General features: G+C 22.3%; 31 protein-coding genes. 5 read left to right on the top strand and 26 right to left on the bottom strand.

What is annotated here, in order from left to right:
* Positions 1 to 144: 144 nt before the first annotated feature.
* A complete protein-coding gene (locus AAHM89_RS06425; RefSeq protein WP_342265768.1) occupies positions 145 to 1,305 on the bottom strand; it encodes an Mbov_0401 family ICE element transposase-like protein in 1,161 nt (386 codons plus the stop codon).
* Between the two features lie 73 nt (positions 1,306 to 1,378).
* On the opposite strand from AAHM89_RS06425, the gene AAHM89_RS06420 reads away from it, so the two are divergent.
* Together AAHM89_RS06420 and AAHM89_RS06415 are read left to right on the top strand one after the other, a co-directional pair.
* Complete coding sequence (locus tag AAHM89_RS06420; protein ID WP_342267294.1) at positions 1,379 to 3,085, top strand: hypothetical protein; 1,707 nt, start codon at positions 1,379 to 1,381, stop codon at positions 3,083 to 3,085.
* 150 nt (positions 3,086 to 3,235) lie between these two features.
* Positions 3,236 to 3,574 carry a hypothetical protein gene (locus AAHM89_RS06415; protein WP_342267293.1) on the top strand — a complete coding sequence of 113 codons (339 nt, stop codon included), beginning with the start codon at positions 3,236 to 3,238 and terminating at the stop codon, positions 3,572 to 3,574.
* 1 nt (position 3,575) lies between these two features.
* Here AAHM89_RS06415 and AAHM89_RS06410 read toward each other — a convergent pair whose 3' ends face one another.
* The 25 genes from AAHM89_RS06410 to AAHM89_RS06290 form a co-directional block, all read right to left on the bottom strand.
* On the bottom strand, positions 3,576 to 5,600 hold the full coding sequence (locus tag AAHM89_RS06410) for a hypothetical protein (RefSeq protein WP_342267292.1): 2,025 nt from the start codon (positions 5,598 to 5,600) through the stop codon (positions 3,576 to 3,578).
* Positions 5,551 to 6,792, bottom strand: a complete 1,242-nt coding sequence (locus AAHM89_RS06405) for a hypothetical protein (protein ID WP_342267291.1) — start codon at positions 6,790 to 6,792, stop codon at positions 5,551 to 5,553. The genes AAHM89_RS06410 and AAHM89_RS06405 overlap by 50 nt, the downstream gene beginning before the upstream one ends.
* Before the next feature lie 144 nt (positions 6,793 to 6,936).
* A complete protein-coding gene (locus tag AAHM89_RS06400) occupies positions 6,937 to 8,829 on the bottom strand; it encodes a hypothetical protein (protein ID WP_342267290.1) in 1,893 nt (630 codons plus the stop codon).
* 3 nt (positions 8,830 to 8,832) lie between these two features.
* Positions 8,833 to 9,396 carry a hypothetical protein gene (locus tag AAHM89_RS06395; RefSeq protein WP_342267289.1) on the bottom strand — a complete coding sequence of 188 codons (564 nt, stop codon included), beginning with the start codon at positions 9,394 to 9,396 and terminating at the stop codon, positions 8,833 to 8,835.
* A 145-nt stretch (positions 9,397 to 9,541) separates the two neighbouring features.
* A complete protein-coding gene (locus AAHM89_RS06390) occupies positions 9,542 to 10,531 on the bottom strand; it encodes a hypothetical protein (protein WP_342267288.1) in 990 nt (329 codons plus the stop codon).
* A gap of 14 nt (positions 10,532 to 10,545) precedes the next feature.
* Positions 10,546 to 11,730, bottom strand: a complete 1,185-nt coding sequence (locus AAHM89_RS06385; RefSeq protein WP_342267287.1) for a hypothetical protein — start codon at positions 11,728 to 11,730, stop codon at positions 10,546 to 10,548.
* 18 nt (positions 11,731 to 11,748) lie between these two features.
* Positions 11,749 to 12,126: a hypothetical protein gene (locus tag AAHM89_RS06380; protein WP_286641354.1), complete on the bottom strand. Its 378-nt coding sequence runs from the start codon at positions 12,124 to 12,126 to the stop codon at positions 11,749 to 11,751.
* 17 nt (positions 12,127 to 12,143) lie between these two features.
* Positions 12,144 to 12,329, bottom strand: coding sequence for a hypothetical protein (locus tag AAHM89_RS06375; RefSeq protein ID WP_281748210.1), 186 nt, complete (start codon positions 12,327 to 12,329; stop codon positions 12,144 to 12,146).
* Position 12,330: 1 nt separating this feature from the next.
* Positions 12,331 to 12,519 carry a hypothetical protein gene (locus tag AAHM89_RS06370; RefSeq protein WP_174481134.1) on the bottom strand — a complete coding sequence of 63 codons (189 nt, stop codon included), beginning with the start codon at positions 12,517 to 12,519 and terminating at the stop codon, positions 12,331 to 12,333.
* A 34-nt stretch (positions 12,520 to 12,553) separates the two neighbouring features.
* Positions 12,554 to 12,712 (bottom strand): hypothetical protein, encoded by a 159-nt coding sequence (locus tag AAHM89_RS06365; protein ID WP_342267286.1) that lies wholly within the window; start codon positions 12,710 to 12,712, stop codon positions 12,554 to 12,556.
* Between the two features lie 16 nt (positions 12,713 to 12,728).
* On the bottom strand, positions 12,729 to 13,544 hold the full coding sequence (locus tag AAHM89_RS06360; RefSeq protein ID WP_342267285.1) for a hypothetical protein: 816 nt from the start codon (positions 13,542 to 13,544) through the stop codon (positions 12,729 to 12,731).
* Entirely contained in the window at positions 13,531 to 13,731 is a 201-nt protein-coding gene (locus AAHM89_RS06355) for a hypothetical protein (protein ID WP_342267284.1), read from the bottom strand. The genes AAHM89_RS06360 and AAHM89_RS06355 overlap by 14 nt, the downstream gene beginning before the upstream one ends.
* A 131-nt stretch (positions 13,732 to 13,862) precedes the next feature.
* Positions 13,863 to 14,099, bottom strand: a complete 237-nt coding sequence (locus AAHM89_RS06350; RefSeq protein ID WP_281748669.1) for a hypothetical protein — start codon at positions 14,097 to 14,099, stop codon at positions 13,863 to 13,865.
* On the bottom strand, positions 14,099 to 14,422 hold the full coding sequence (locus tag AAHM89_RS06345) for a hypothetical protein (protein ID WP_342267283.1): 324 nt from the start codon (positions 14,420 to 14,422) through the stop codon (positions 14,099 to 14,101). The genes AAHM89_RS06350 and AAHM89_RS06345 overlap by 1 nt, the downstream gene beginning before the upstream one ends.
* Before the next feature lie 17 nt (positions 14,423 to 14,439).
* Positions 14,440 to 14,571, bottom strand: a complete 132-nt coding sequence (locus AAHM89_RS06340) for a hypothetical protein (protein ID WP_342267282.1) — start codon at positions 14,569 to 14,571, stop codon at positions 14,440 to 14,442.
* Positions 14,564 to 14,689: a hypothetical protein gene (locus AAHM89_RS06335; RefSeq protein WP_338986573.1), complete on the bottom strand. Its 126-nt coding sequence runs from the start codon at positions 14,687 to 14,689 to the stop codon at positions 14,564 to 14,566. Before AAHM89_RS06335 ends, AAHM89_RS06340 begins: the two co-directional genes overlap by 8 nt.
* On the bottom strand, positions 14,679 to 14,801 hold the full coding sequence (locus tag AAHM89_RS06330; protein WP_342267281.1) for a hypothetical protein: 123 nt from the start codon (positions 14,799 to 14,801) through the stop codon (positions 14,679 to 14,681). The genes AAHM89_RS06335 and AAHM89_RS06330 overlap by 11 nt, the downstream gene beginning before the upstream one ends.
* Complete coding sequence (locus AAHM89_RS06325; protein ID WP_338956665.1) at positions 14,794 to 14,919, bottom strand: hypothetical protein; 126 nt, start codon at positions 14,917 to 14,919, stop codon at positions 14,794 to 14,796. Before AAHM89_RS06325 ends, AAHM89_RS06330 begins: the two co-directional genes overlap by 8 nt.
* Positions 14,920 to 14,922: 3 nt before the next feature.
* On the bottom strand, positions 14,923 to 15,216 hold the full coding sequence (locus AAHM89_RS06320; RefSeq protein WP_342267280.1) for a hypothetical protein: 294 nt from the start codon (positions 15,214 to 15,216) through the stop codon (positions 14,923 to 14,925).
* Positions 15,217 to 15,218: 2 nt separating this feature from the next.
* The gene (locus tag AAHM89_RS06315; protein ID WP_342267279.1) at positions 15,219 to 15,683 is read right to left on the bottom strand and encodes a hypothetical protein; all 465 of its coding nucleotides are present in this window, start codon (positions 15,681 to 15,683) and stop codon (positions 15,219 to 15,221) included.
* Positions 15,684 to 15,685: 2 nt separating this feature from the next.
* Positions 15,686 to 15,952 (bottom strand): hypothetical protein, encoded by a 267-nt coding sequence (locus AAHM89_RS06310; RefSeq protein WP_342267278.1) that lies wholly within the window; start codon positions 15,950 to 15,952, stop codon positions 15,686 to 15,688.
* Positions 15,953 to 16,086: 134 nt separating this feature from the next.
* Complete coding sequence (locus tag AAHM89_RS06305) at positions 16,087 to 16,605, bottom strand: hypothetical protein (RefSeq protein WP_342267277.1); 519 nt, start codon at positions 16,603 to 16,605, stop codon at positions 16,087 to 16,089.
* A gap of 761 nt (positions 16,606 to 17,366) precedes the next feature.
* Positions 17,367 to 17,789 (bottom strand): transposase family protein, encoded by a 423-nt coding sequence (locus AAHM89_RS06300; RefSeq protein ID WP_342267276.1) that lies wholly within the window; start codon positions 17,787 to 17,789, stop codon positions 17,367 to 17,369.
* A gap of 87 nt (positions 17,790 to 17,876) precedes the next feature.
* Positions 17,877 to 18,335 carry a hypothetical protein gene (locus AAHM89_RS06295; RefSeq protein WP_342267275.1) on the bottom strand — a complete coding sequence of 153 codons (459 nt, stop codon included), beginning with the start codon at positions 18,333 to 18,335 and terminating at the stop codon, positions 17,877 to 17,879.
* Positions 18,336 to 18,713: 378 nt separating this feature from the next.
* Entirely contained in the window at positions 18,714 to 19,826 is a 1,113-nt protein-coding gene (locus tag AAHM89_RS06290; protein ID WP_342267274.1) for a hypothetical protein, read from the bottom strand.
* 80 nt (positions 19,827 to 19,906) lie between these two features.
* Between AAHM89_RS06290 and AAHM89_RS06285 the strand changes: the two genes are divergently transcribed.
* From AAHM89_RS06285 to AAHM89_RS06275, 3 genes are all read left to right on the top strand, one after another.
* Complete coding sequence (locus AAHM89_RS06285; RefSeq protein WP_342267273.1) at positions 19,907 to 21,013, top strand: plasmid recombination protein; 1,107 nt, start codon at positions 19,907 to 19,909, stop codon at positions 21,011 to 21,013.
* A gap of 4 nt (positions 21,014 to 21,017) precedes the next feature.
* The gene (locus tag AAHM89_RS06280) at positions 21,018 to 21,935 is read left to right on the top strand and encodes a type IV secretory system conjugative DNA transfer family protein (protein ID WP_342267272.1); all 918 of its coding nucleotides are present in this window, start codon (positions 21,018 to 21,020) and stop codon (positions 21,933 to 21,935) included.
* 87 nt (positions 21,936 to 22,022) lie between these two features.
* Positions 22,023 to 23,000 carry an IS3 family transposase gene (locus AAHM89_RS06275; RefSeq protein ID WP_342265776.1) on the top strand — a complete coding sequence of 326 codons (978 nt, stop codon included), beginning with the start codon at positions 22,023 to 22,025 and terminating at the stop codon, positions 22,998 to 23,000.
* Positions 23,001 to 23,249 lie beyond the last annotated feature (249 nt).

Genomic DNA, 23,249 nt, shown 5'->3' with positions numbered 1-23,249 from the left:
CAATATGCAATTGTATGTTAATCTTAACACTTGAAAAATATTAGTCAACAATAATACTTACTTTTATAACACAAAAATTCTTATTAAAGAAAACTTTAATAAGTTTTATTTTATTTTTCATTTTTTTAAAATTTTAATTTTAATTTATAATAACTGGATGGCAGTATTTATTTGATAGCATTTAAAATTAACCATTTTTGTATACATATCAATGTTATAGGTTCTATCACCAATCATTTTTTTTAAAATTTGTTTAATATTAGTTTCAGTAAAGCAACCAATATTTTCAACTAGTGCTTGGTTTAATACACCATCTTTTCCATTAATAAAATAACCAACTTTTAATTTTTTATATTTTAAAGTTAATGATTGTAAAAAATCAATTAATTCATAATATTGACCTTTTTCAAATAAATTTATTGCATTTTGATAGTGTAATTTAGCAATTTTATCTTTTTTTCTTCCTGCCATTATGCCAAGAAATAAAACATGAAAAGCATGAAATTTATCTAAAATAAATTTAGCATTTAAAATTGTAGCAGTTTTTCTAATTCATTTTGCGCTATCTCCACAAACTACTAAATTTGCTTGTTCAAAATTTTCAAAAAATAAATTACCATATTTTTCAATTAATTTTGCAGTTTTTTCGGCACCAATTTCTGTTTTTGATACTCTTATTTGACATGCAGCTCTTTTATTAATTAATTTTCCATTTTTCTTTTTACCAGTACAAAATACTATTAATCTCATAGAACATTTTTTACAATTTTTAGTATTGTGTTTTTCATTAAACTTAAATTTTCTATGCCCATCATCAATATTTATATATAAAGTTTGATTTGGTTGTAATACTATTTTAGGAATATTAACTTTTGGTAATTCAAATTTTTGATATGTTCTACAAACTGTACTATTACTTATTAAATCTTCAATAAAAGTATCACAAACATCACGATACTTTTTATCATCAGTAAAATATTTTAAAATTTGTTTAATAACATTTGGTGCAAGTTTACTATATTTTTTAACACCAAGATAATTATCTAGCAATGAAACAAATTCCTTTTTTTGTGTTTTTGGGTTATAATGTGTACAAATACGTCGTTTATAAGTTAATAAACCTTTTTTTGCTTTTAATTTTCTTTTTCTAAATCTATATGATTTATATTCAGATTTATCACATATACTTCATAAATAATCATCTATTTTTGCAAATAGTTCTTCTGTTTGTTTTAAACTTAATTCATCTTGATTAAAATCGTGTTTGTCTCAATCAAAATGATTAGCGAATGGTAGTATAAACATTTTTAATGTTCCTTTCTAAATTTTTGTTTGTTAATAATTTAATTTTAATTTTTTTTAAAAATAAGGAGTAAATATGGCTTTTATTAGTAGTTATGCACAATTAAATAAAAAATATAATCTTAATTTTAGTGATAATAATTATGGTTTTAGTTGAGATATTTTTAAACAATTTGTTGGTGATGAATGAGCAGAATATTTTACTACTAATTGTTTTTATCGTTTTATACCCACCGCACGTGGAACAAGAAAAACTTGAAACTGTTTAGCATTTGATTTATTTATATGCTGTAATTTTAGTGATAGTAGTGTTCAAGAAGTAAGGCGCTATGAAAATACTCATAGTGAAACGACAATTGGTGCTTTAATGAATGTTTGTCAAGTTTTATTAGATACATATCATATTAATTTATTACCTAATAATCCACATGGTATTAAATGAAAAATTACTAAGGATGGTGGTTGTATTATTTTTCCTAATAATCAACAAATTGACTTTATTGGTTATGCTAATGGTAATAAGATTTTTGGAAAAGAAGCAGGTGGGTCAAGTTTTTTAGGTTCAAGAACAGATGAAATAATCATGGCAGAAGAAAAAGAAACGTTAACAGAAAAGCAATTAACATATCGATATGAACGTTTACAAAACTCTATGTTTAGAAGTAATCGTATTAAAGTATCAAAAGAACCTATTAAAGAATGAAGTTGAACATTTATTGATAAAAATATATATAGTCCTAATTTTGGAAAAAAGATTACTCGCTATTTTTATAAAAGTTTCTTTATTACTTTTACATGTAATCCTTATGATAAATATCATCCATTTTATTTAAAATACTGTACGCCATTTTTACCATTAAATGATAAAGTGATGGAAAATCTTAAAAAAGTTGGCAAAATTTATTATGAAAATCAAGATATGTTTAGTGGTTTAGGTTTATTTGTTTTAAGATTTACTATTCAACCATTTTGAAATAAATTACCAGATATTCAAAAAAGAACATTATTAGAAATGAAAAAAAGTAATCCTGATGAATTTAATACTGTTTTTTATGGTTTTGAATTTTTAGATAGTGATGCAACAATTTTTCCATTTCAAAAAACAGTAAAATATTGACAATCATATGATTTAAAACAATTTTATAATCAAGAAAAAGATATTTATAAATTTGATTTTTATAGTGTTGGTATTGATTGAGCTACGGGACCAAAAGACCATACTGTATTTATGGTAGTTGGTTTTAAAGAATATAATAATACTGGTTATTATGATGCTTATATTATTTGTGAATTAGTAGTTACACCAAATGATTTTATAAATGAAAATGAAAAAATTAATGCTTATGCAAATGAAATTTTAGGACTAATGGATAATTTTGCAAATTTTGACCAAGTAATTTATTTTTATGATGATAAAGCAAGAACAGCAATGGATTGATTAAATCAAAAATTAATAGATGAACATAATACTATTTTAATAACACAAACTGCAATTAAACATGCTTCAAATTTAAATCAAGAAGCAGGATTAACTAATAGAGTAGTTTGAATGAGAAATATTATGAGTTATGGAAACTTTTATGCTAATAAAGATGATTTACCAAAAACTACTCAATGTTTAGAAGAATTACGTTATGATGAAACAAAAACTAACATTCCTGACAGAAATATGTATCAAGACCCTTATGATGCATTATTTTATGCACTATATCCATATAAAAATGTAATTAGGGGTAAAAATAATGCTACTGTGAAAAAAAGTATCTTCACATTTGCTATATAATAAACAAGTTTAATATCATTAATAGTATAGGTCTTATAAAATAAACGCCTTTAATTTAGGCGTTATTTTGCATTTAAAAGCATACTTGTAAAAATAATCAAAAATAGTACAATTTATAAGTAAAATCAAGGAAAAAAGGAGTAATTTAAGATGAAAACATGAATAAAAACAAATTTAAGTAAAATAACATTAGCATTAGCACTAACTGGTGCTACAACCGGAACAATAGGATTAATCATGGGGGGGGTGCTTACCCATAATGTTAGTGGAGTTAAATATTATTTAACTCCACATAAACAAGTTGAATGAGGTGTTCAAACTATTTGAACAACTAATCCTAATGATACTTTAAAAAAAGATTATAAATTTGAGTTATATTTTGCAGATGAACCATTAAGAAGAAAATTTGATATATCTTTTCAAAATTGATATTACAGTACAGACATAGTATGAAATGGTAAATATCCTAATGGATATTTTAATAAATAATTTATATTTCTAAGTTAATATAAGAAATATTTTCATTATATTTATCAAATAAATTAATATTTTGTAAATTTATTTCTTGTTTATCAGTTATTAAAATTAAATCATAATTACCAGCACCAAATATACCACTGATTTCAATCCGATTTAAGTTATTAATCGGATTTTCAATTTGTAATTCAAATTCACTATTATTATCAATTTTTAAAATTTCTTTATAAAATTCTAATTTAGAATATAATTGAGATTTATTTGAACCATATAAACTTAAAGCATTTTCAATTTTATTGTTATTAATAATTGTTTTTGTAAAGTACTTTCCATATTCACCATTACCAAGTGTTCAATCAGCCGGAATTAATGAGGGAATATTATTACTTTCTAATTCATTTGTAATAGATAATCAGTTAAATTGATTATCATCTAGTTTAAATAGTTCATTTTGACTAATATCATTACTTTTCAATTTAATATTATTAATATCAGTAAAATCAAAATAAGCAGATTTTAATACTACTTTTATATCCTTATACTGTCAAATATCATTTTCACTAGGTTGTATTGGACTTGATTGTAATTCAAAATAATATGGCAATAAAATTTTATTATCATCATTTAATCCTTTATTTATTGATAATGATGAATAAATATATTTTGATAACATAGTAAATATTTGTTTAAATATTTTAACTTGTGATAAATTAACATAATTTGGATAATCTAACTCTCATTGCCTAAATAAGTTGGTAATTACTTCATCTGGTTTTTGACCTTCAAATTTTTTTCTTAATTCTGCTATTTTATTTTTTGGTTTACCTTTATCATCATAATCTGCACCTTCGAAATTTCTATTATAGTTATATGTATAACTTAACATATTTAATAATAATTTTTGTAAACTATCAATTGTTGGTGCATCTTTTATTTCAATCTCTATACTTTTAAATCTATTATTGGTTGCAAGATAAACATATCATCCTTCGTTATTAAAAGATAAAACTTTTTTATCTTCTAAATGTATTTCATGTTTTAATGGTCAATTACCATTTCAAATACCACCCATTTCTCAACCTAATCAAGTATCAGTTACTCTTGCATTATTAATAACTTCTTTTCTTGTTTCTTTACCACCACTAATAGCAATTAAATCTAAAACTGATTTTTCTTGTCCTATAAATTGTTTTGCTAAATTTCATGGTAAGATTTGTTCACTAAATCATTGTTGTAATATTCTAACTTTTGGTTGAGTTTCAATAGGCATTGATAATAGTGGAAATGCTATCTTATCTTTAACAAATAACTTTGGGTATACTTCCATATTATCAACTTCACCAAGTACCTTTATATTGCCAAAAATCATGCTTCTAGGGGCTTTAATTTTTAAACCAATTACTTTTGTATCTTTATCTAATGGTTTTTGTAATTTAATAATTATTGGATAACCATCTCTTGTTTTAAAATCTTTAATTTTTATAATAGTTATACTTTTAGTACTTCTTGTTTTTGGATTTTGATAAGGTTGTGAATAATTATTAATGATATATAAATTATCAATATTATTTTCACTTAAAGGTTCATTTATAGATACTGCATATAATTTAAATTGATTTAATAAATTTATTTCTTGAAATATTAAATTTTTAATATCAGTCATACTATATTCAATAGTATTATCATTAATATTAGTACTTGCTCTTTGATTTAATTGCATAGTAAAGTCTGATGTTTCAACAGCAGTAGTTTTTAATACTTTATCAATATCAATAAAACCTATTTTAATAGTATTTGCTGAAAATCTTAAATTATTATTTTCATTATTTTTAAATAAACGTTCAATTTCATAAATATATATAGTTCTTTTTTTAAATTCATCGTATGCTCTATTAATATCTGGGTCACTAGTAGCTCTCATCATATTAGTAAAGTCATAAGGAATATTATCAATTAAATAATCATTTTCTACTTCTGCTTGATTAAGTTTAGTTTGTTTCTGTGGAAACTTCGTTTGTGGTTTGTTGTTGTTTTCCATTGTTCTCTCCTATTAATTGGTTATTTTCGGGATTAAATAATTTTAATTTAACTGTTAAATTATTAATTTCTTGTTCATCATTAATATTAAATGTTTTACTATTTAATAAATCTTTATCTAAACGTACTAATATTTGAATAAATTTAAGAATATCAATATTAAATTGTCATAATTTTTGTTCAATATAATTAATAGTTGAAATATTTACTGCTGTACTTTCGGGAACTGATTGTTGTGCAGATTTCTTTTGACTTGGTATATGAATACCACAACGTTTAAATATTTCATTAACATTTCAATCATATATATCAGTTAAATTTTTACCTTTAAAATTACTATTTGTCATATTGATATTTTCGTTTTGTTCATTATTATCTCCACCACTTTTAAATATGTAGTTTTTAGTAACCAAAGTTCTTACTGCTTCTTCTAATGTTGATTGAACATTACCATAAGTTTGACTAAATATAAATTTAGGTGAATTTAAAATGGTATCTAAAACAATTTGTTCATAAATAACATCTAATGCTTTAATTTTATCCATTACTTTATCACAATCTGCTAATTCATTTGCTTTATTTCGCATAATTGCTATTGGTATATAGTTAATATTTAGTATTTGTTCTTGTGCTAAATTAGGATTATTAATGTATGATTTAAAATCTAATGGAAATTGTTTTTTATTATCACTAATACTATAAATTGCACGATTAATAGTTACTTGTTCATTATTTAATGTATAAACTTCGAATAATCTTACTGTTTGTGCATTTTGTTCGTAACTATCATAAAAAATAGTACATTGAATTAATTTACCAGTAATATCATATATTCTTTGTTGTATATCAACTACTTGAAAATATAAATCATCATTAGCAATAAAAATTAAATAACCACTAATTCCTAATTTACTTAATTTAAAAATAGAGTTTCAATTTTTTCTATAAAATTCTTGTTGAATTAAGTATTGTTTAATAGTTTCATTATTAATATCTAATGGAGCATTATATAAATTAGCATTATTTTCTGCTACAAAATCAGTAAAATAAGTTTCATGGTTAAAATCATTAAAACCAAAATAATTTAAAATTGAAGCATGAGTACTTTTATTTTTATTAGTTAAAAATTTTACTTTTTCATTTTGATTATCACTAATATTACTTTTATCTTTTCTAAAAAATCTACCTAACATAATATTCACCACCTTTCTTAAAATATTTGATTAATTTTTAATATGATTTTTACAATGATAAATATAATTAAACCTGCTGTTGCTGATGATAGAATTACTCCAATTAAACCTAAAATAATTTTTATAATTTTAAAAAACATAATTTTATTCTTGTAATTCTTCTAATTTTCATAAATTACCTTTTAAATTACCTTTTCCAGTATAAATAGTAATTCATTTTGCATGTTGAACTGATAAAATTACTATATTAGCACTATCATTAAAGGTTTGTATTTGTACACCAGCAATTTTTTTATCAGTTATAATAAATTCTTGAATAGTATAAACTGGATTATATATACTTCAAGAATAATAAACTCTATAATGTTTATTTTCTTGAAAATCATAAGTAATTTGTCAATTATCTCATTTATTTTTTTCTCTTGTTCCTACTTCTTTTCAATTTGAACCACTTGGCGGAATTGGAGTTGGTTGTGGTTGTTTTTTATTTAATTCATTAATAGCACCAGCAATAGTTTTATCAGTAGTTTCTAAATTAGGAATTTCAGTACCAATAGTATTAATAGAAAAAGCATATTTAAAATGGTCTTTATCCATTTTGTTTTCTAATTTTTTATCTATTTCTTCTTTTTTATAATAATCAGATAAATCTACTTTACCACCAGTAGCACTAATTTTATTATTTTCATCAATAGTTATATTAGTACCAGCAGTTAATTTATCTTGTTTTTTATCTAATAAATTATTAGTTTCTTGTTTTGTATAATAATCACGTTCAGTACTTTCTTCTGCTATAAATTCAGTTGGTGTATCTATTCCTTGATATTGATATATTTCTTCTATACCACCAATTAAATTAATTTTTCCACGTTCAGGATAAGAATTACCACCACCACTAAATTCTTTCTTTTTATTGTTATAGTAAATCGTTCCGGTATTTAAAATTCTTTTATTTTGGATTTGTTCACTATACGTCATGGAATCAACATTTAACAATTCAAATTCATTAAAAACATTATTTAAATAAATTTTAATTACTTTATAAAATTTCATAAAGTTATTTTCTGTTGAATATTGATAACTGATTTTAATAAAATATCATTTAAATATTTCTATATTATTATTTTCAACTTTTTTTCATAAAGGACTAGTTTCAATATTAAATCAATTATTTTTAATATCATTAATATTTTCATTTGCTTTAATTAATTCAGTATTTAATTTGGTAATTTCATTTTCATTAGTAGTAATTCTTTTTTGTTGTTTAGCAGAAAAATCACAAGTTGGTGCATGTGTATAATCACCAATTTGTGGATTATTTTGTAATGCTTCTGGTGGTAATGTACCAATTTCATCTGGTCAATCTAAAATCATTGTTTCAGTTTCTTTATCATAATCAGTTGCAACATAACCTTTATTAATAAATTTACTAACAGGACCTCTATATATTTCATTTTCATTATCATCAACTAAATCATCATATAATTTAATTTGTTTTAATAATGTAAATTCTTTTTGTTGTTCAATTAATTCATCAATTTGATTTCTAGTATAAAATGCTTTTAAGTCAATTTTTTCAACATTTATTTCATCATCATTATAACTTGAAAATATTTGTTTTAATTCTGTTAATCTTGCTCAAATTTTCATTCTACTAGGTGCTAAATCTCAAACATTAATTGTAGGAGTACTATTTGCACTAAATTGACTACCATTATTAAATTGAATAGTAGCATCAACATTAAATTCAATTGGTGTACGATTAAATACTCAATGTTCAACCATAACATAAACCATATCTCTTAATGTTTCTTTAATTAATTCATCTTTAAAAATATCAAAAGGAAATTTAGATAAAATAAAATCAAGATAAGCATTAATATCATTTTGAGCACGAATAGCAAAAGTTTTAAATCAATCATTAACATTAGGTCATGTTTGTATGTATTGCTGTGGCGTTTCTGTAATTTTTCCAGTTAATGGATATCAGTTATTATAATTTTCAAGACTGACATCAGTTCAAAGTTTATTAATCATAATTTATCATTCCTTAAAAAATGCTTGTTTATAATGATGAGTATGTTTTTTTGTTTTTTTATGTGTTATATGTTCAATTTCTTTTTGTATTTTATTTTTGCCTTTTTTTAATTTTTTCTTACCTTTTTTTACAACTTGACTATATGCAAATTTTTCTAAATGATGTAATAATCCTGTACCAAATAAAGTATTAACTGAAAATTTTAAACCAACACTTTTAAATGATTTATTAATATTTTCAATAGGATTATTAATAACATTCACTACTTTATGATAAGTTCTTATTATTCTAAATATTTGTCTATAAACTTTAAAACTATCTCTAATTACTTGTTGAACAACTGGTGGAGCAAATGCTATTGCTTTTAATCATTTATTTTGATTAACTCCATAACCAATGTATCAACCACTATATCAACGATATCAATGAAATGGATGTATTTGAGTAACAAAAGTTTTTGCTTTAAGAATACTATCAACAACTGTAATTGGTTTATATTTAGGATTACGATGATAAATAGTAATTGCACATTTATCTAATGACAAAGGTTGAATTTTACAACCCATAAATACTGGTGAATTTAATGGAATTAATTGTGCGTGTTTAATTGCTCTTTTTTCTGCACTAGTAAATAAATCAGTTGCTTTTTCTTTTAATTTATTAATTTTTTCAAATGCTTGTTTTTCTAGTTTTTCAAATTTTTCTTGTAATTTATATATACTTTCTCGTATTTTTTCAAAATTTATTTAAACCTTTTTTTAAATAAAATCTAATATCAAAATATTTAAAAATTTGATTTGCTTTTAAAACAAGTTGATGAATAATACTATTTTTAAAATTAAATTTAATAGCATTAGCACGAATTTTTTGTAAATCCAAAATTAAAGTTTTTCCATATCTATTTTCTGTGTGTATTGTATGAACTAAATTTAATCAATCATGTTGGTTCATAGATAATACTTTTTTTAAATCAGTATTATATTTTTTTAAAAAATTATTTGCTTTTTCAATATCTTTGATTTTAAATTTAGGAGTTAATTGTGGACTTAATTTTATTAATGTATTTTGTAATAATAAGTAATCTTTTAACTCCTGTGCTTCTAATTTTTGAAAATTATTTTTATATTGTTTTTCAGCAACATAACCTAAATCTCGTAATACTGTTTCACGATTAGGAGTAAAACTATAATTCATTAAATAACGTTTATTACCAATAATTTTATCTGTTAAAATTTCTTTTCCACTTACTTGACTAATAATTTCTTGTAAGTTTTTTGCTTCTTTAATACCAACTTGTTCTAATGTTTTAGTTTTTTGTGCTAACTTAATAAATTTAGTTGTACGATAACCACGACTAATTTTATTAAGTCCAGCAAATGCAGGAAGTATATTAAAGAAAGTATTTAATTTTGTTACATTTCCTTTTAAATAATCATAAACTTGATTAATAGTAAAATCAGTTAAAAACTCTACACCAACAGCACTAATACTAGCAACTAAATCACTTGCACCTAATCCAAGTGCAAAACTTTCACTTAATCCACCAGTAAAAGGAGCAAGTGCTACTGCAATTACTTGTACACCAATCATTTCTAAAATTTCTCATCAAAAACTTTTATTTTCTTGTTGGTTACTTGTTCTAGTATGTTTTGGTTTATTTATGTTTAAAAGTATTGCTGTACTAGTTGTACCAATTGGCATGATATTAATGTCCTTTATTTAAGAGTTATTTTAATTGGATTTGTTGTTCCTTTATAATTTAAATCATTAACATTTGCAGTAATAGTTATATATAAGTCACCTGCTTTTTGTTTTTGATTACTTACATTAGTTTTTCCTTGTGCATCACTAAAATATTTAATAGTTGGATTTGTTAAATTTGGATTTAATGATTTAAGTTCATTAGTACTTTTTATTTCTGTATTTAATTCATTGTTATTGTTATTAACATTTGCAGTAATATTTGTTGTTAAAACTGTAATTTTAGTTTTTAAATCAATTTTTTCTGTTTTAATAACTCCACATAACATTCATCTTGATGTTGTTTCATTATTAGAAATATATGGTATTGCTTCTCCAACAACTTCACCAGCAACTTTATATGCTCTTCCCGCTTTATCATCTTTAATAAAATCTACATAAATAACTGTATTTTCTATCATGTATCTTTTCATCGCTCTTGGTGTTGCTAAAATAAAGGTCATTAATTGTTGTTCATTTTTATCATTAGTAAAAATCATATAGTCATCAAGAACGATTTCACATAATACACCTTTTACATATAAATTATTTCCATTTAAACGTAATTGTTGTGCCAACTGATTATCGGTAATTAAACCTTTATTATCTGCTAAATAAACTAAACTATCATAAAGACCATTAGTAATAAAAAATTTACTATTTGCAATATTTCTAAATTGAAACAAAGTATTTCAAGCAGATAACATTGATTTTAAATAGCCTACTGGTGTTGTATCTTCAATATCGATTTTAGTAGCAAATTTTGCAATTGCTTGTGTATCATCAATTGCCAATTTATCTGCTAAATCATTTGCAACTTCATATTGCATACTATCTAATAAATTTTGTCCATTATTTGCTTTTAAATCTACATCTGCAATAATTTCTCCTGCAAGATATTTTTTAGTTATTTTTTTACTAATTTTATCTGTATCAACATATGGTAATTCATATCTTTTACTTTTATCATCCCAAGCAATAATTTTTACTTCCGGTTTTTTTGGTTTTTTAACAATAAACTCAATATTTACTGAGTCAACAATTTCAGTAGGGAAAAAGTTTGCCCATGGACTATTTGAAATTTTAAAAAACTCTATAAATTCTGGTGCTTCTACTAATCTCTCTGTATTGTCTAAATTTTGATTAAATGGTACTGACATTTTATTTCTTCCTTTCGTTTATAAATAATTTTTCTTTTTATAATTAATTAAAAAATTTTCTTTGTCATTTGTTTTATTATTAATAATTATTTGTTTATTGCCACCTGTATTAATTGTTTGTTTAAATACCGGTTGTTCTTTAATCATTTTTTTAATAGTTTCTTCAATTTTTGAATTTTCTATATTACTTGTTTTAAATTTTAAATAATCATAAAATTCAGTTTTAACTTGATATTTTTTAAATATATTAATCATTTCTTTTTCTTTAATTTCTTGATTAAGTTTATTTAACTTATTTTCTGCTTCATTAACTTTATTTTCTATTTCTTGTGAAGAAGCATTATTTTCAGTTAAAGGTTCAGTTGTTTGTTGAACATTATTTTCATTTTCTAACATTTAACATTCTCCTAATCTTATCCTAATAATCAATCTTTAACTAATTGTGGCATTTCGCTTATTAATTTTTTATAATCATTAACTGCATTTTCTAATGTATCAATATCAGAAAATTTAAAACAATTATCAATATGTAAATCAAAATCTCTATCAATACTGATATCTTGTTTTCTATATTTTTCGTTAAATTCAATTTTTGTCATATTATTTTTCTCCTTTATTAATCTTTTCATTTAACTTTGCTAATTTTTTTTGATGTTTAATAATTTTGTTATTTGCTCTAACATGTTTTGGAGTTGTGATAAATCTTTTTAATAAAACAATAATTTCTCTGCAAATTAATGTTCCAACACTTGTTCCAATAATAATTAATTCATGTAAAAATTCTTTCATTACAATATTTTCCTTTCAATTGTTTATTTTTTAATTATTCATCAAATTGACCACCATTAATTCTTTCAATCATTGATTGTGAATTACTTATAACTTCTACTAATACAGATATTTCTTTATTGAATTCTTCTATTCTTACTTTATATTTTTTTATTTCCTGATTATAATATTCAAGTAATTTTTCTTTATTCATAAATTATTCACCTCCTTTATAAACTCATGTGATTATAATCTCAATTTAATGAAGCATTATCATTATTTAATGGTACTTCGCTCATATTATCACTACCATAATATTGACTTGTAGTTTCACTATTAATTGAAAATCTATTATCATTAATTAATCTTGTAGTTTCATTATTAAATGGTGTTTCTTGCATTTCTTCAATATGATTTGTAGTTTCCATAGGTAATAAATTATGGATTATTTCACTTGCACCAGCAATTATGGTAGGTATTGCATAAGCATTATTAAAATCATTATTAATACCCATAGCAACACCACTTGATATTAAACAACCACCAGTAGCCATATTACAAATTTTTCTTATTGTTTCAAATTTATTAGGTATTAACTCAGTTAATCCACTAATAAGATTTGATATACCATAAGCATTTAAACTAATATATGTATCTCAATCCATTAATGACTGATTTTCTTGTTTATTTAATAGTAATCATGGAGGACCCTCAGTTGTAGTTGTAGTAGTTATTGGAGTTGGTGTTGTTGGAATAATAGGATTAATATTATTTTCTGTTCATTTACTATAATTTGCTAAACCAATTGTTCCTAAACCTAATAATATTTTTTTAGAACTATTAATTAATTTAGTTTTAGTATTTGGTCTTTGATTTAAATTTCATATATCTAAACCTAATTTTTTACCAAATAATAAACTATTAATTGAACCTAATACTGGATTTGCAATCACTTGACCATAATAAGCACTTGTACCAATCATTGCACAAATAGGACTTATACCGGTTCTAATTAATTTAGTTAAAGTATAATTATTTGTTTCCATTTTTTTCTCCTTGTATTTCTAATTGTAATAATTTTTCTAAAACATAATTATTTTTATCAAATTCTCTAATAATTCATTTTTTTGTTTCTTTTCTATTGTTAGTACAAAGAATTAATCTTTCTATCATATTAATTAATTCTTTTTTATCTGCTCTATCAAAAATTACTTTTAAAATTTCATCTAACATAATTTATTCTCCTTTATTTGCTTTTAACATTTCTCTTACAATATCTAATAAAGTATTTACTTGATAATCATATAATTCAAATTCATGAATTCTAATTTTAATTTTTTCTTTATAATCCATTTTTTTCTCCTTTAATTTTCTAATTTTTTAATGGTTACTTTAATTCAACCTTGATAAACATCATTATCACCAACTATTAATGCAACATTACTTTCTGGGTCAGAAACAATTATGTGTTTTGATTTAACATTTGGGTATTGTCTTAAAATAATTGTTCTAATATCATTACTTGTATGAATTGCTTTTGGAAATGGTGATAATATTTCAATTTCATCTTTATTTTCAAACAAAGTAGGTAATATTATCATTAGTCAAATTCACCATTTTCTATTTTTTTAATCAGTTCTTCACGTATTATTAAATTTGTCGAAATAATTATTTGTTTTTGTCAGCTATCAGTTTCCATAAATAAATTTTTTAAATATTTAAGTAATTTTTCTTTATATTCATTAATATATTTTTGAGCCATTTTTCTTCTTATTTTTTCAACTTTTATCATATGTTCTTCACAAAAATATCTTACTTGTACATTATCTTTATCTAATTTTGTTGGTAAATTATTACAATTAGTTATATGTTTACCAACTTCATTAACTTCACTAAAACAACATGGTATATTTTCTTTATTCATTATTAAATTCACCTTTTCTAATTTTCTCAAATAATTAATTCATCAATTTCTTCATCAATTTCTTTTATATTTGGGTTTTTAAAACAATTTTCACAATTTGGTCAATTATAATTTTCTTTACAATCCTTACATATTTTTAATTTATTCATTATCAAATTCTCCATTTTTTTTCATATAATGATTTAGACAATACAATGATTCTAGACTTCCATTTTCGTATTTTTCTAATATATATTGTTCATTATTACAATCTAATTTACACTTCATTAATCAAATTCTCCTTATTTTTAGTTAAATTATTAACCATTATTTCTAAGCATTTCATACATCAATTTTTACTTAATCATATTCTTTTGTTACATTTTTTACATTTATTCATTATTAAATTCACCATTAATTATTTTTTGTAATAAGATATCAAGTATTAAATCTATTTCTGTACCGTTATAGAATTTTTGTTGTTTTTTAATATAATTAATTAATTTTTCTTTATTCATTATTTATTCCTTTCATTTTTTAAATCATTTGACATTAATTGAACAAAATGCACGATTTTTAGGAATATTTAAAGTATTAAAGATTTGACCAGTTACTAAAATTTCATCATTTTTGTTTAATAAAATACATCGTCTATAAAATTTTGGGTTATTAAAAATTAAAGTAACATAGTTTAATCCATTTCATTGACTTCTAACACTATAATATAATTCTTTATTACCTTTTTCGTAATATTTTGCTTCAATAGTGTTACTAAGTTTTACTGTTAATTTGACATAATTTGCTTTATCTTTCATGTTTATAATTTCCTTAAATAATTATCAAAAATTAATATTTTTTTATGATTTTTTAAATAATATTGAATATGCTTATAAGCATCCTGTTCATGTTTTGTTAATTTTATATTTCCTTTATAATCTGTTATTTTATTTTTATTTTTTGGGTGATTTTCGAAATAATCTCAGTTAAAAACATCTTGAACTAATACCATTAATGCACCAATAATTTTAGGAGTTGATAATGGATTAGTTAATAATTGTTTTGAACTTAAAAAGAAATTTTCTACAATAACTAATATTTTTTTATCAATAAATTTTTCTTTAATTAATTGCAATTTTTCTTTATACATATTTTTAGTTCATAAAACAGTTAATGTATTAAATGTTTCATTAAAAACAATATTATTAGTTTCACTTGAATATATAACCATTCCATTATTACCAATACCAGCAGGGTCAATTCCAATAATTAAGTCATATTGCATTATTAATCAAACTCACCATTATTGATTTTTTTAATTAATGAATAATATATGGCATCATTATTTGCACTTCTATATCCATCATTTTCAATTTTATTTTCTAAATATGTAATTAATTTTTCTTTATAGTTATTAATTACTTTTTTTTTAAAATCTTCCCTTAATTTTTTTATATTATTTAAATGTTCTTCTGTTATCTCTTTACTACGTTTTTTATTATATTCATTAATAATTTCTTGGTTTTTATAAGAAAATGGTTTTTGTTTATTCATATTTATACCTCCTACTTAACCTAATATTTAAAATACAGTCATAACAAATTGCTTTACCATTTTTATCTCTTAAAAAATATTTTCTTGTTTTTATATCATTAGTATTAAAGAATAAATAATCTAATTTATTTTGTTTACATGTTCAACAAAAATACTTTTTCATTATGAGTTGAAATTTCCTTATAAGAAGTAACTAAATAATTAATTGGTAAATCATCATGTTTATATGGATTATTTATTTTAAAACCTTTTCTGTTTTCTTCTCACGTAATGTTATATTTAAAACAAGGATTAGTAATTTTAGTTTTGTTATCTGTTATTTCACCGATAAATCAACTATTATGCTGTTCATAAAATTTTAATGGTTCAAGTTTTATATCATTAAGATAATATTCTTTTGGAGCAGTTGGTTTATTAACAGTTATTTTTTGGTCTTTAATATATGGTTCTAATAATTTTATTAATTCATTACCACTTAATTCTCTTTTAATATTTTCTAAATTAAAAACTCAATATGTATATTTATCATCAGCAATAAAACTATTATTTTTAACCATTCATTTTGGACATTGTAATTTATATTCACCATAATCAATAATAATAGATTGTGGTTTATCTTTAACAATTTGTTCTTTTTTAAATTCTATTTGCATAATAATCCTTTCCTAATATGTTCTGTTGCTTCTAGCATAAAGAACATATATTTTGATTTTTAGATTATTAATAATACTACTATTCGTTTTATTCATTCCATGAAAACTGGGCTCAAAAATAAATTGTGAAATTTTAAAAAACATTAAGGCATTCGATTCAATATTTATTTAATTTATGTTTAATAAATTAATATTTTAATTGAACCGGCACCGCTCAATTTTTTTTACAAGTTTGAAATTTATTTTCTCGCCCAAAAATTTTTCAAAAAAAATAAAAAATAAAACCAACGCTTGCTCACTGGGGGGTGGCAAGGTTGGTTAAATAAAGAATAGAATTAATACAATAGGTCCCTACAACAGGTCTATATATACTAGTTTCCAATTCGCTCCCACCCCAAGAATTACCATTAATGGTTAGTATATTTTATTAGGTATCACTCCACTTTTTATTTATTCATGCAAGTCCACATGTTCTAGCTACTATTTTTAACAACTGTGTTGTAGTTCACTTTTTTAGTTCCCTAACACGTGTTGATAATAGTGCTAAAGATTGTTATTAAAAATTTTAAAATTTTACAATTACAAAAAAAAGACAAGATTTTTATTCTCGTCTTTTGTCATTTATTTTTAATTCAAGGGTAAAAAAAGAAAGGAGCTATTTTTAAAACTTTTTAGTTATCGACATCTTCGACACGCTCCCAAAAAATCATATACAATTTGAAATTTTATAGAATACATTCAACTTTTACCAGAAAAATATTCTAACTGTAGTTTTTTTTAGTTGGTCTTTCAATTTCAATCTCAGTTGAATCAATTAAATAAAATTGAAATTCATTTGAATTTTCTTGTTTTTTATCAATTTTTAATTTATATCTTTCTTTTAAAAATTGGTAATCTTTGTGGTTACTAAGTTTATTTTCTACTCAAGTAATATTTCGAAAACAACTTGATGGGCTCATTTTAGATTTAATACTCATTTGAAAAAAAGTATAATATTCTTTTCAGTATAATAAAGTCATCATTAATCTTTCTTCTACTGAAAGTTTATTTTTTCAACCTTTATTTTTTTCTAATTTTTCTATTTCAATTAATTTTTCTAACATTTCATTAAAATGAAAACGTTTTATACCAAAATATCTGTAAAATTCTTCATTTTTTAATTTTTTTAAATTTTCAAAAATCATTTTTATCAACACTTTTCTAAATTTATTGTTAATAACAAAATTATAAAATAAATTTTAAAATTATTAATTGACTTTTAAAAAATTTAATTACGGAATATGTCTTAACTTATTTTTTAGTTCTTGTAATTTTTCATTATCACTACAGTTTTTAATTTCTTCTTTTAATTTTTCAATTTCTTTATTGGCTTCTTCTAACTTAGATTCTACTTCTTCTTTAGCCTTGCTAGCTTCATCTAATTTAGATTGAACTTCCTCTTTTTCTTTATTAGCTTCTTCTAATTTAATTTCTAATTCTTTTATTTTTTCATTATCATTAGCATTATCAATTTCTTCTTTTAATTTTTCAATTTCTTTATTGGCTTCTTCTAACTTAGATTCTACTTCTTCTTTAGCCTTACTAGTTTCATCTAATTTAGACTGAACTTCCTCTTTTTCTTTATTAGCTTCTTCTAACTTAGATTGAACTTCCTCTTTTTCTTGAGTAATCTTTTCTAGTTGCTTTTGTAAATCTTCTACAGAAATATTTTCTTCATCACTAGTATCCATTAATTTTTTTCTCCTTCTATATATGTTAAAAATAACATTTTTTATAATCTGATTTTTAATTAAATTTAAAAATAAAAATATCAGAATAGTTCTAATTTATATTAGTGGTTTCCTTGTACCAATATTAAGATTCATCAAAAATATAATTTTTCTAACTTTATTTAATATAAACAATTGTAAATTTAAAAAAGTATAAAATAATATTGAATTATATGGTATTTTGATTAAATCCCAATTTAAATTTATAATTGAAAAAATAAATATACAATAAAAAAAGTACTTTAATTTACTAAAATACTTTTTTCTGATTTATTAAATTTCAAAATCATATAATTATATAATATAGAAATATTATTATACATTTATTATATACTGTTTTTATATAGTAAATGAGCGTGGCTTTGAAAGAAGTGATTGTTCATCAAACTCTGTTTTAAGAATTGAACTACTAATTCCATTATCCAAAGAATTTGTAGACTCACAATAGTTATTGAATGTTCCATAGTTATTTCTTGGTTTAGTAGTAGATCCAAAATTACTATCTACTTTCTGCTCTTCAACAGCATCAAAAAAGATTTCATTTTCTTCATCATTTTCAAAATTTCATTTTTCTTCATTACATAATTGTCAAATAATACTAGAAAATTCTTCAATACTTTCTAATTCACTAAAAACATCTACTAAACAAGAATCATTAATAGAGGATTGACATGATGTTACTGATTGTTCAATATTACCATTATTTTGTTGATAACCAGTTCATCTTTTAATAGTATCTATAACAGTACTCAGTTTTGGAAGAAATGGTATTCCTTCTTTATTAACCATACAATTAAGTAAAGATGAAACTAGAGAAAGAGTTATACCACCAATAACTTTTGGAGCATTTGTTGACAGTTTTTTTCAAGTAAATTCTTGATTAGATATATAATTCTCAGTACCTCATGTTATAGCCATTGATATTGGTGTTATAAAAAATAATGGTAAAATATTTTTATAAAAAAAATTACTATTTTCATCAATATTTTGTTCACTATTAAGAAGTTGATTTTCTATATCATTAATATTGTTATTAAATAATCTTTTAACTTTTTCTCAACCTAATTTTATTACTTTTTCTATCCTAGAAATAATTGCACCATGAAAAGTCATATTTAACACATAACTAGTAAATTCAATAGTTGTCTGTCCAAGAATTTCCATTGAAATTCAATTATCTAAAATATTATTAGAAACTCTATCCAAAATTACACCAGAATAACTTAAAAATAATAAGAAAGGAATAACTTTTATTATTTCTTTTCCTACATTAATATTATTTTCATTGTTTTTTCATTTATCTATAACTCAATTTTCAATATTTTCAATTGAACCAAAAATAAAAGGTTCAATAGCTGTATCAAAACCAATAAGTATACCACTAAATATCAAACTGTCCTTAATAGTTTGTCAATTTCATGGTGTTTTAGCAACAGTAGTACTAATTATCATTTGAGCAGTGATTATTACCAGAAAGAGCAACAATAAAAGTAATATTTTTACCTAAAAGTTTAGTTATTTTTGATAAATATTTGTTTTCTCTAATAGCAGTTTCTTCAAAAATAGATATTGTACTTAATCCTGAGTTTACAAAATATAATTTTTATTATGTTGGTGATACAAGAGCAAAAATAAGCAATAACAAAGGTTTTGAGTTAACAAATAATAAAAGATTTGAATTATTAAAAAATATAGAAGAAGATTGAAATAAGCAACAACAAAAATATAGTGAAGCACAAAAATCAACTTTTAAAGAGTTTTGTAATAAACATAATACTTATATAGAAATTGTTTTGCCAGCAACAAGACAAGAATGATTTGAAAAAATGGGAATATGTCAATTTACAGATATTCAAGTATGAGATAAAAAAACAGATACGCGTAAAATGGGACAATTAATTCCTGAAAGTATAAATTATCATAAATTAAATGAATGAGTTAATATTGAAATAAATTTTATGAAGCAATGAATGAAAAATAATCTTAAAACAGATATGGGGTATTTGTATTCAACAGTTCATATGGACGAGACAACACCCCATATTCATTTTGGTTTTATTCCAATTAGTAAAGTTTTTTCAAAAAAGCTCAATGAAGAAAGATACATAATTAGTAATAATAGGATTTTTGGGGGCAAAAAACAAATACAAAAATTTCATAATTATCATGCTAATTATTTAACAAAATCAGGTTATGAAATAGAACCTGGTGAAATTGGTAGTAAAGGTAGTTATAACGCTATTAATTTTCGACAAATTAAAAAGTTTGAACGAAATAATTTGGAAAATGAAATTAATAATCTATTTGATGAATACAAGTCTACCAAAGACAATATTAAAGAATTTAACAAAATTAAAAGTATTAATGATGATTATGATAGTTTAATTTATGAAATTAAACAATATTTAAGATATGAAAATAATTTTACAGATTATGAAATAAACCAATTAACCAAATATTTAGATTTAGCAGAAAAAATAAAATACTACAAAATTATAACAACCATTCCTGGTGTAAAAGAATCAGATTTTAAAAATATGAGTTTAATTGAACAAGAATTTAATAAAATGGTTTTTAAAATTAATCCTATTATGCAAAAAGGTTATGATTTGGTGAGCAATTTAGAAAGAGAGTTATAAAAATATGTGAAATAAAATTAAAAAGAAAAAAATAAGTTTATTAATTGGTTTATGTTTTGTTCCAATTATTTTTATTTTTTGTTTAACATTATTTGGAATAGGTTATTCAATTTTTATTAATTGAAAAGAAATGATAATATTTGTCAATGAAATTAAGCAATTTCAAATATTATCATGATGAAATTATATAATTAAAAGTAAATATGGATTATTAACAACAGTTGGATTAAGTTTAGCGTTTTATTGCTGATTTTTTTATTTTGTTTTATTTAGTAAAGTGAAAAATAAAGAAACTGCAATTAAAACAACCAATAAAATAGATTTTGGAGATAGTAAATGATTAAATATAAAAGAAATTGATGATATTAGTGATAAAGTTAATATCAAAGATAATTATAAAAATACTGGTTTTGTTTTTAACTGTAATAAAAACAAAAAAGATTTATTGTTTAACTTAAAAAATCAAATTCATAGTGTTATTGTTGGTTCAACAGGAAGCGGAAAAACACAAGGAATAGTATTACCAACAATTTATTTAAACGGAAAATCAACCTCTAAACCAAATATGATTATAACCGACCCTAAGGGTGAATTGTATAATTTAACAAGTGGTTTTTTAGCAGAAAATGGTTATAAAATAAAAGTTATTGATTTTCGTAATTTAGAAAAAGGAAATACTTGAAATCCACTAAAACTAATTTATGACGACTTTATTGAAATGTTAATGACCAATAACGAAAAAGAAAAAATAAAGTGAAAAATAAAATATCAAGATAAAATTAGATCACTTAGTCGTATGTTAATTAACAAAAATCCCGAAGATGAATTTTGAAATGATTCAGCAAGTATGATTATTCAAGGAATTATTTTGGCAATATTGGAAGATACCACTTGCCACTTGCCACTTAGCCCTTTTTACTAGACCATTAATTTAAAAAACCTGAATGTATTCTAAAAACAATTGTGTTATATAATTAACACTAATTTTAACCTGAAAGGATTTTTATTAATGGATAAAATTAAACAAATAGCATTAGTAATTAACAAATTAAATATCAAAGAAAAAATTAAAATTATTGATGATTGTAAAAATCAATATTCAATTAGAAACCTATGTCAATATCTTCAATTAAACAGATCAACATATTACTTTTTAAAAAATAAACAAAAACCTATTAAAAAAGAAGAAAATCATATTATTAAATGCAATCATAAATATCAAAAAATATGCCAACTTTTAATCGAATTTCATTCTACAAGAAAAGGCAGAATTTATGGATATTTAAGAATTTTTTCAGCTTTTAAAGAGTGATTAAAACAAGAAAAAAATATCATTTTAAATATAGAATTATCAATAAAACAAATGCGAAAAATTATGAAAGAACACAATATTCAAGGATTAAAACAAACTAAAAATAACTATCCTAAAAACAAAAAAAATCCAAATAAGTGAATACCTACAATGGATAAAGTAAACAAAGATTATAAAAGTACAACCTCTTCAAATCAAATTTGATCAATGGACACTAAACAAATAAATACTAAAGAAGGATGATTATATCTTTTTGTAATTATTGATTTTTATTCAAATAATGTTGTTAGTTATAATATTGCTCCTAATAAATCATATCAGGATTTAATTCTTCCTGCTCTTGAAAAAATCAACAAACAATTTTCTTGAAATCAAGTAAAAAATGTTATTTTACATTCAGATAACGCCAACGAATTTTATTGTCAGGATATCACAAAATGAGCAGAGGATAAACAAATAATTTTAAGCAAAAAACAACCTTATGATATTGGTGGTAATGTATTATCTGAAAACTGATTTTCTCATTTATCTCAAGAATGACTACCTAAAGGATCAAATCAATATTTATCCATCAATGAAGCTATAAATGATGTAAATCAATATGTTATGTTTTATAATTATGAAAGAATACATTCTAAATTTCTAAAACCACCAATTTTACAAATTAAAATTTAGAATTTTATATCAAAAATGGTCCAGTAATTAAGGGCCAACCACCCTGGAACACTTAAAAATAAACGAAGTGGAAGGATATCTGTAAGGTTAATCAACTAATTAAATTAGTACTACATGGGGCAGAAGCGTAGTCGCAAGTGATTAACTAAACCATACCTAAGGGAAACTCTACCTAAATGATAAAAAACAATAAAGTTATTTAACAAATAACTAGTGAAAAATAAAAGAAAAAAGAAAAGTATAAATGCT

It is taken from the genome of Spiroplasma endosymbiont of Villa modesta (assembly GCF_964030925.1).
Taxonomy (GTDB): Bacteria; Bacillota_I; Bacilli_A; order Mycoplasmatales; family VBWQ01; genus Spiroplasma_E.
This window is presented reverse-complemented; position numbering and strand designations above follow the sequence as displayed.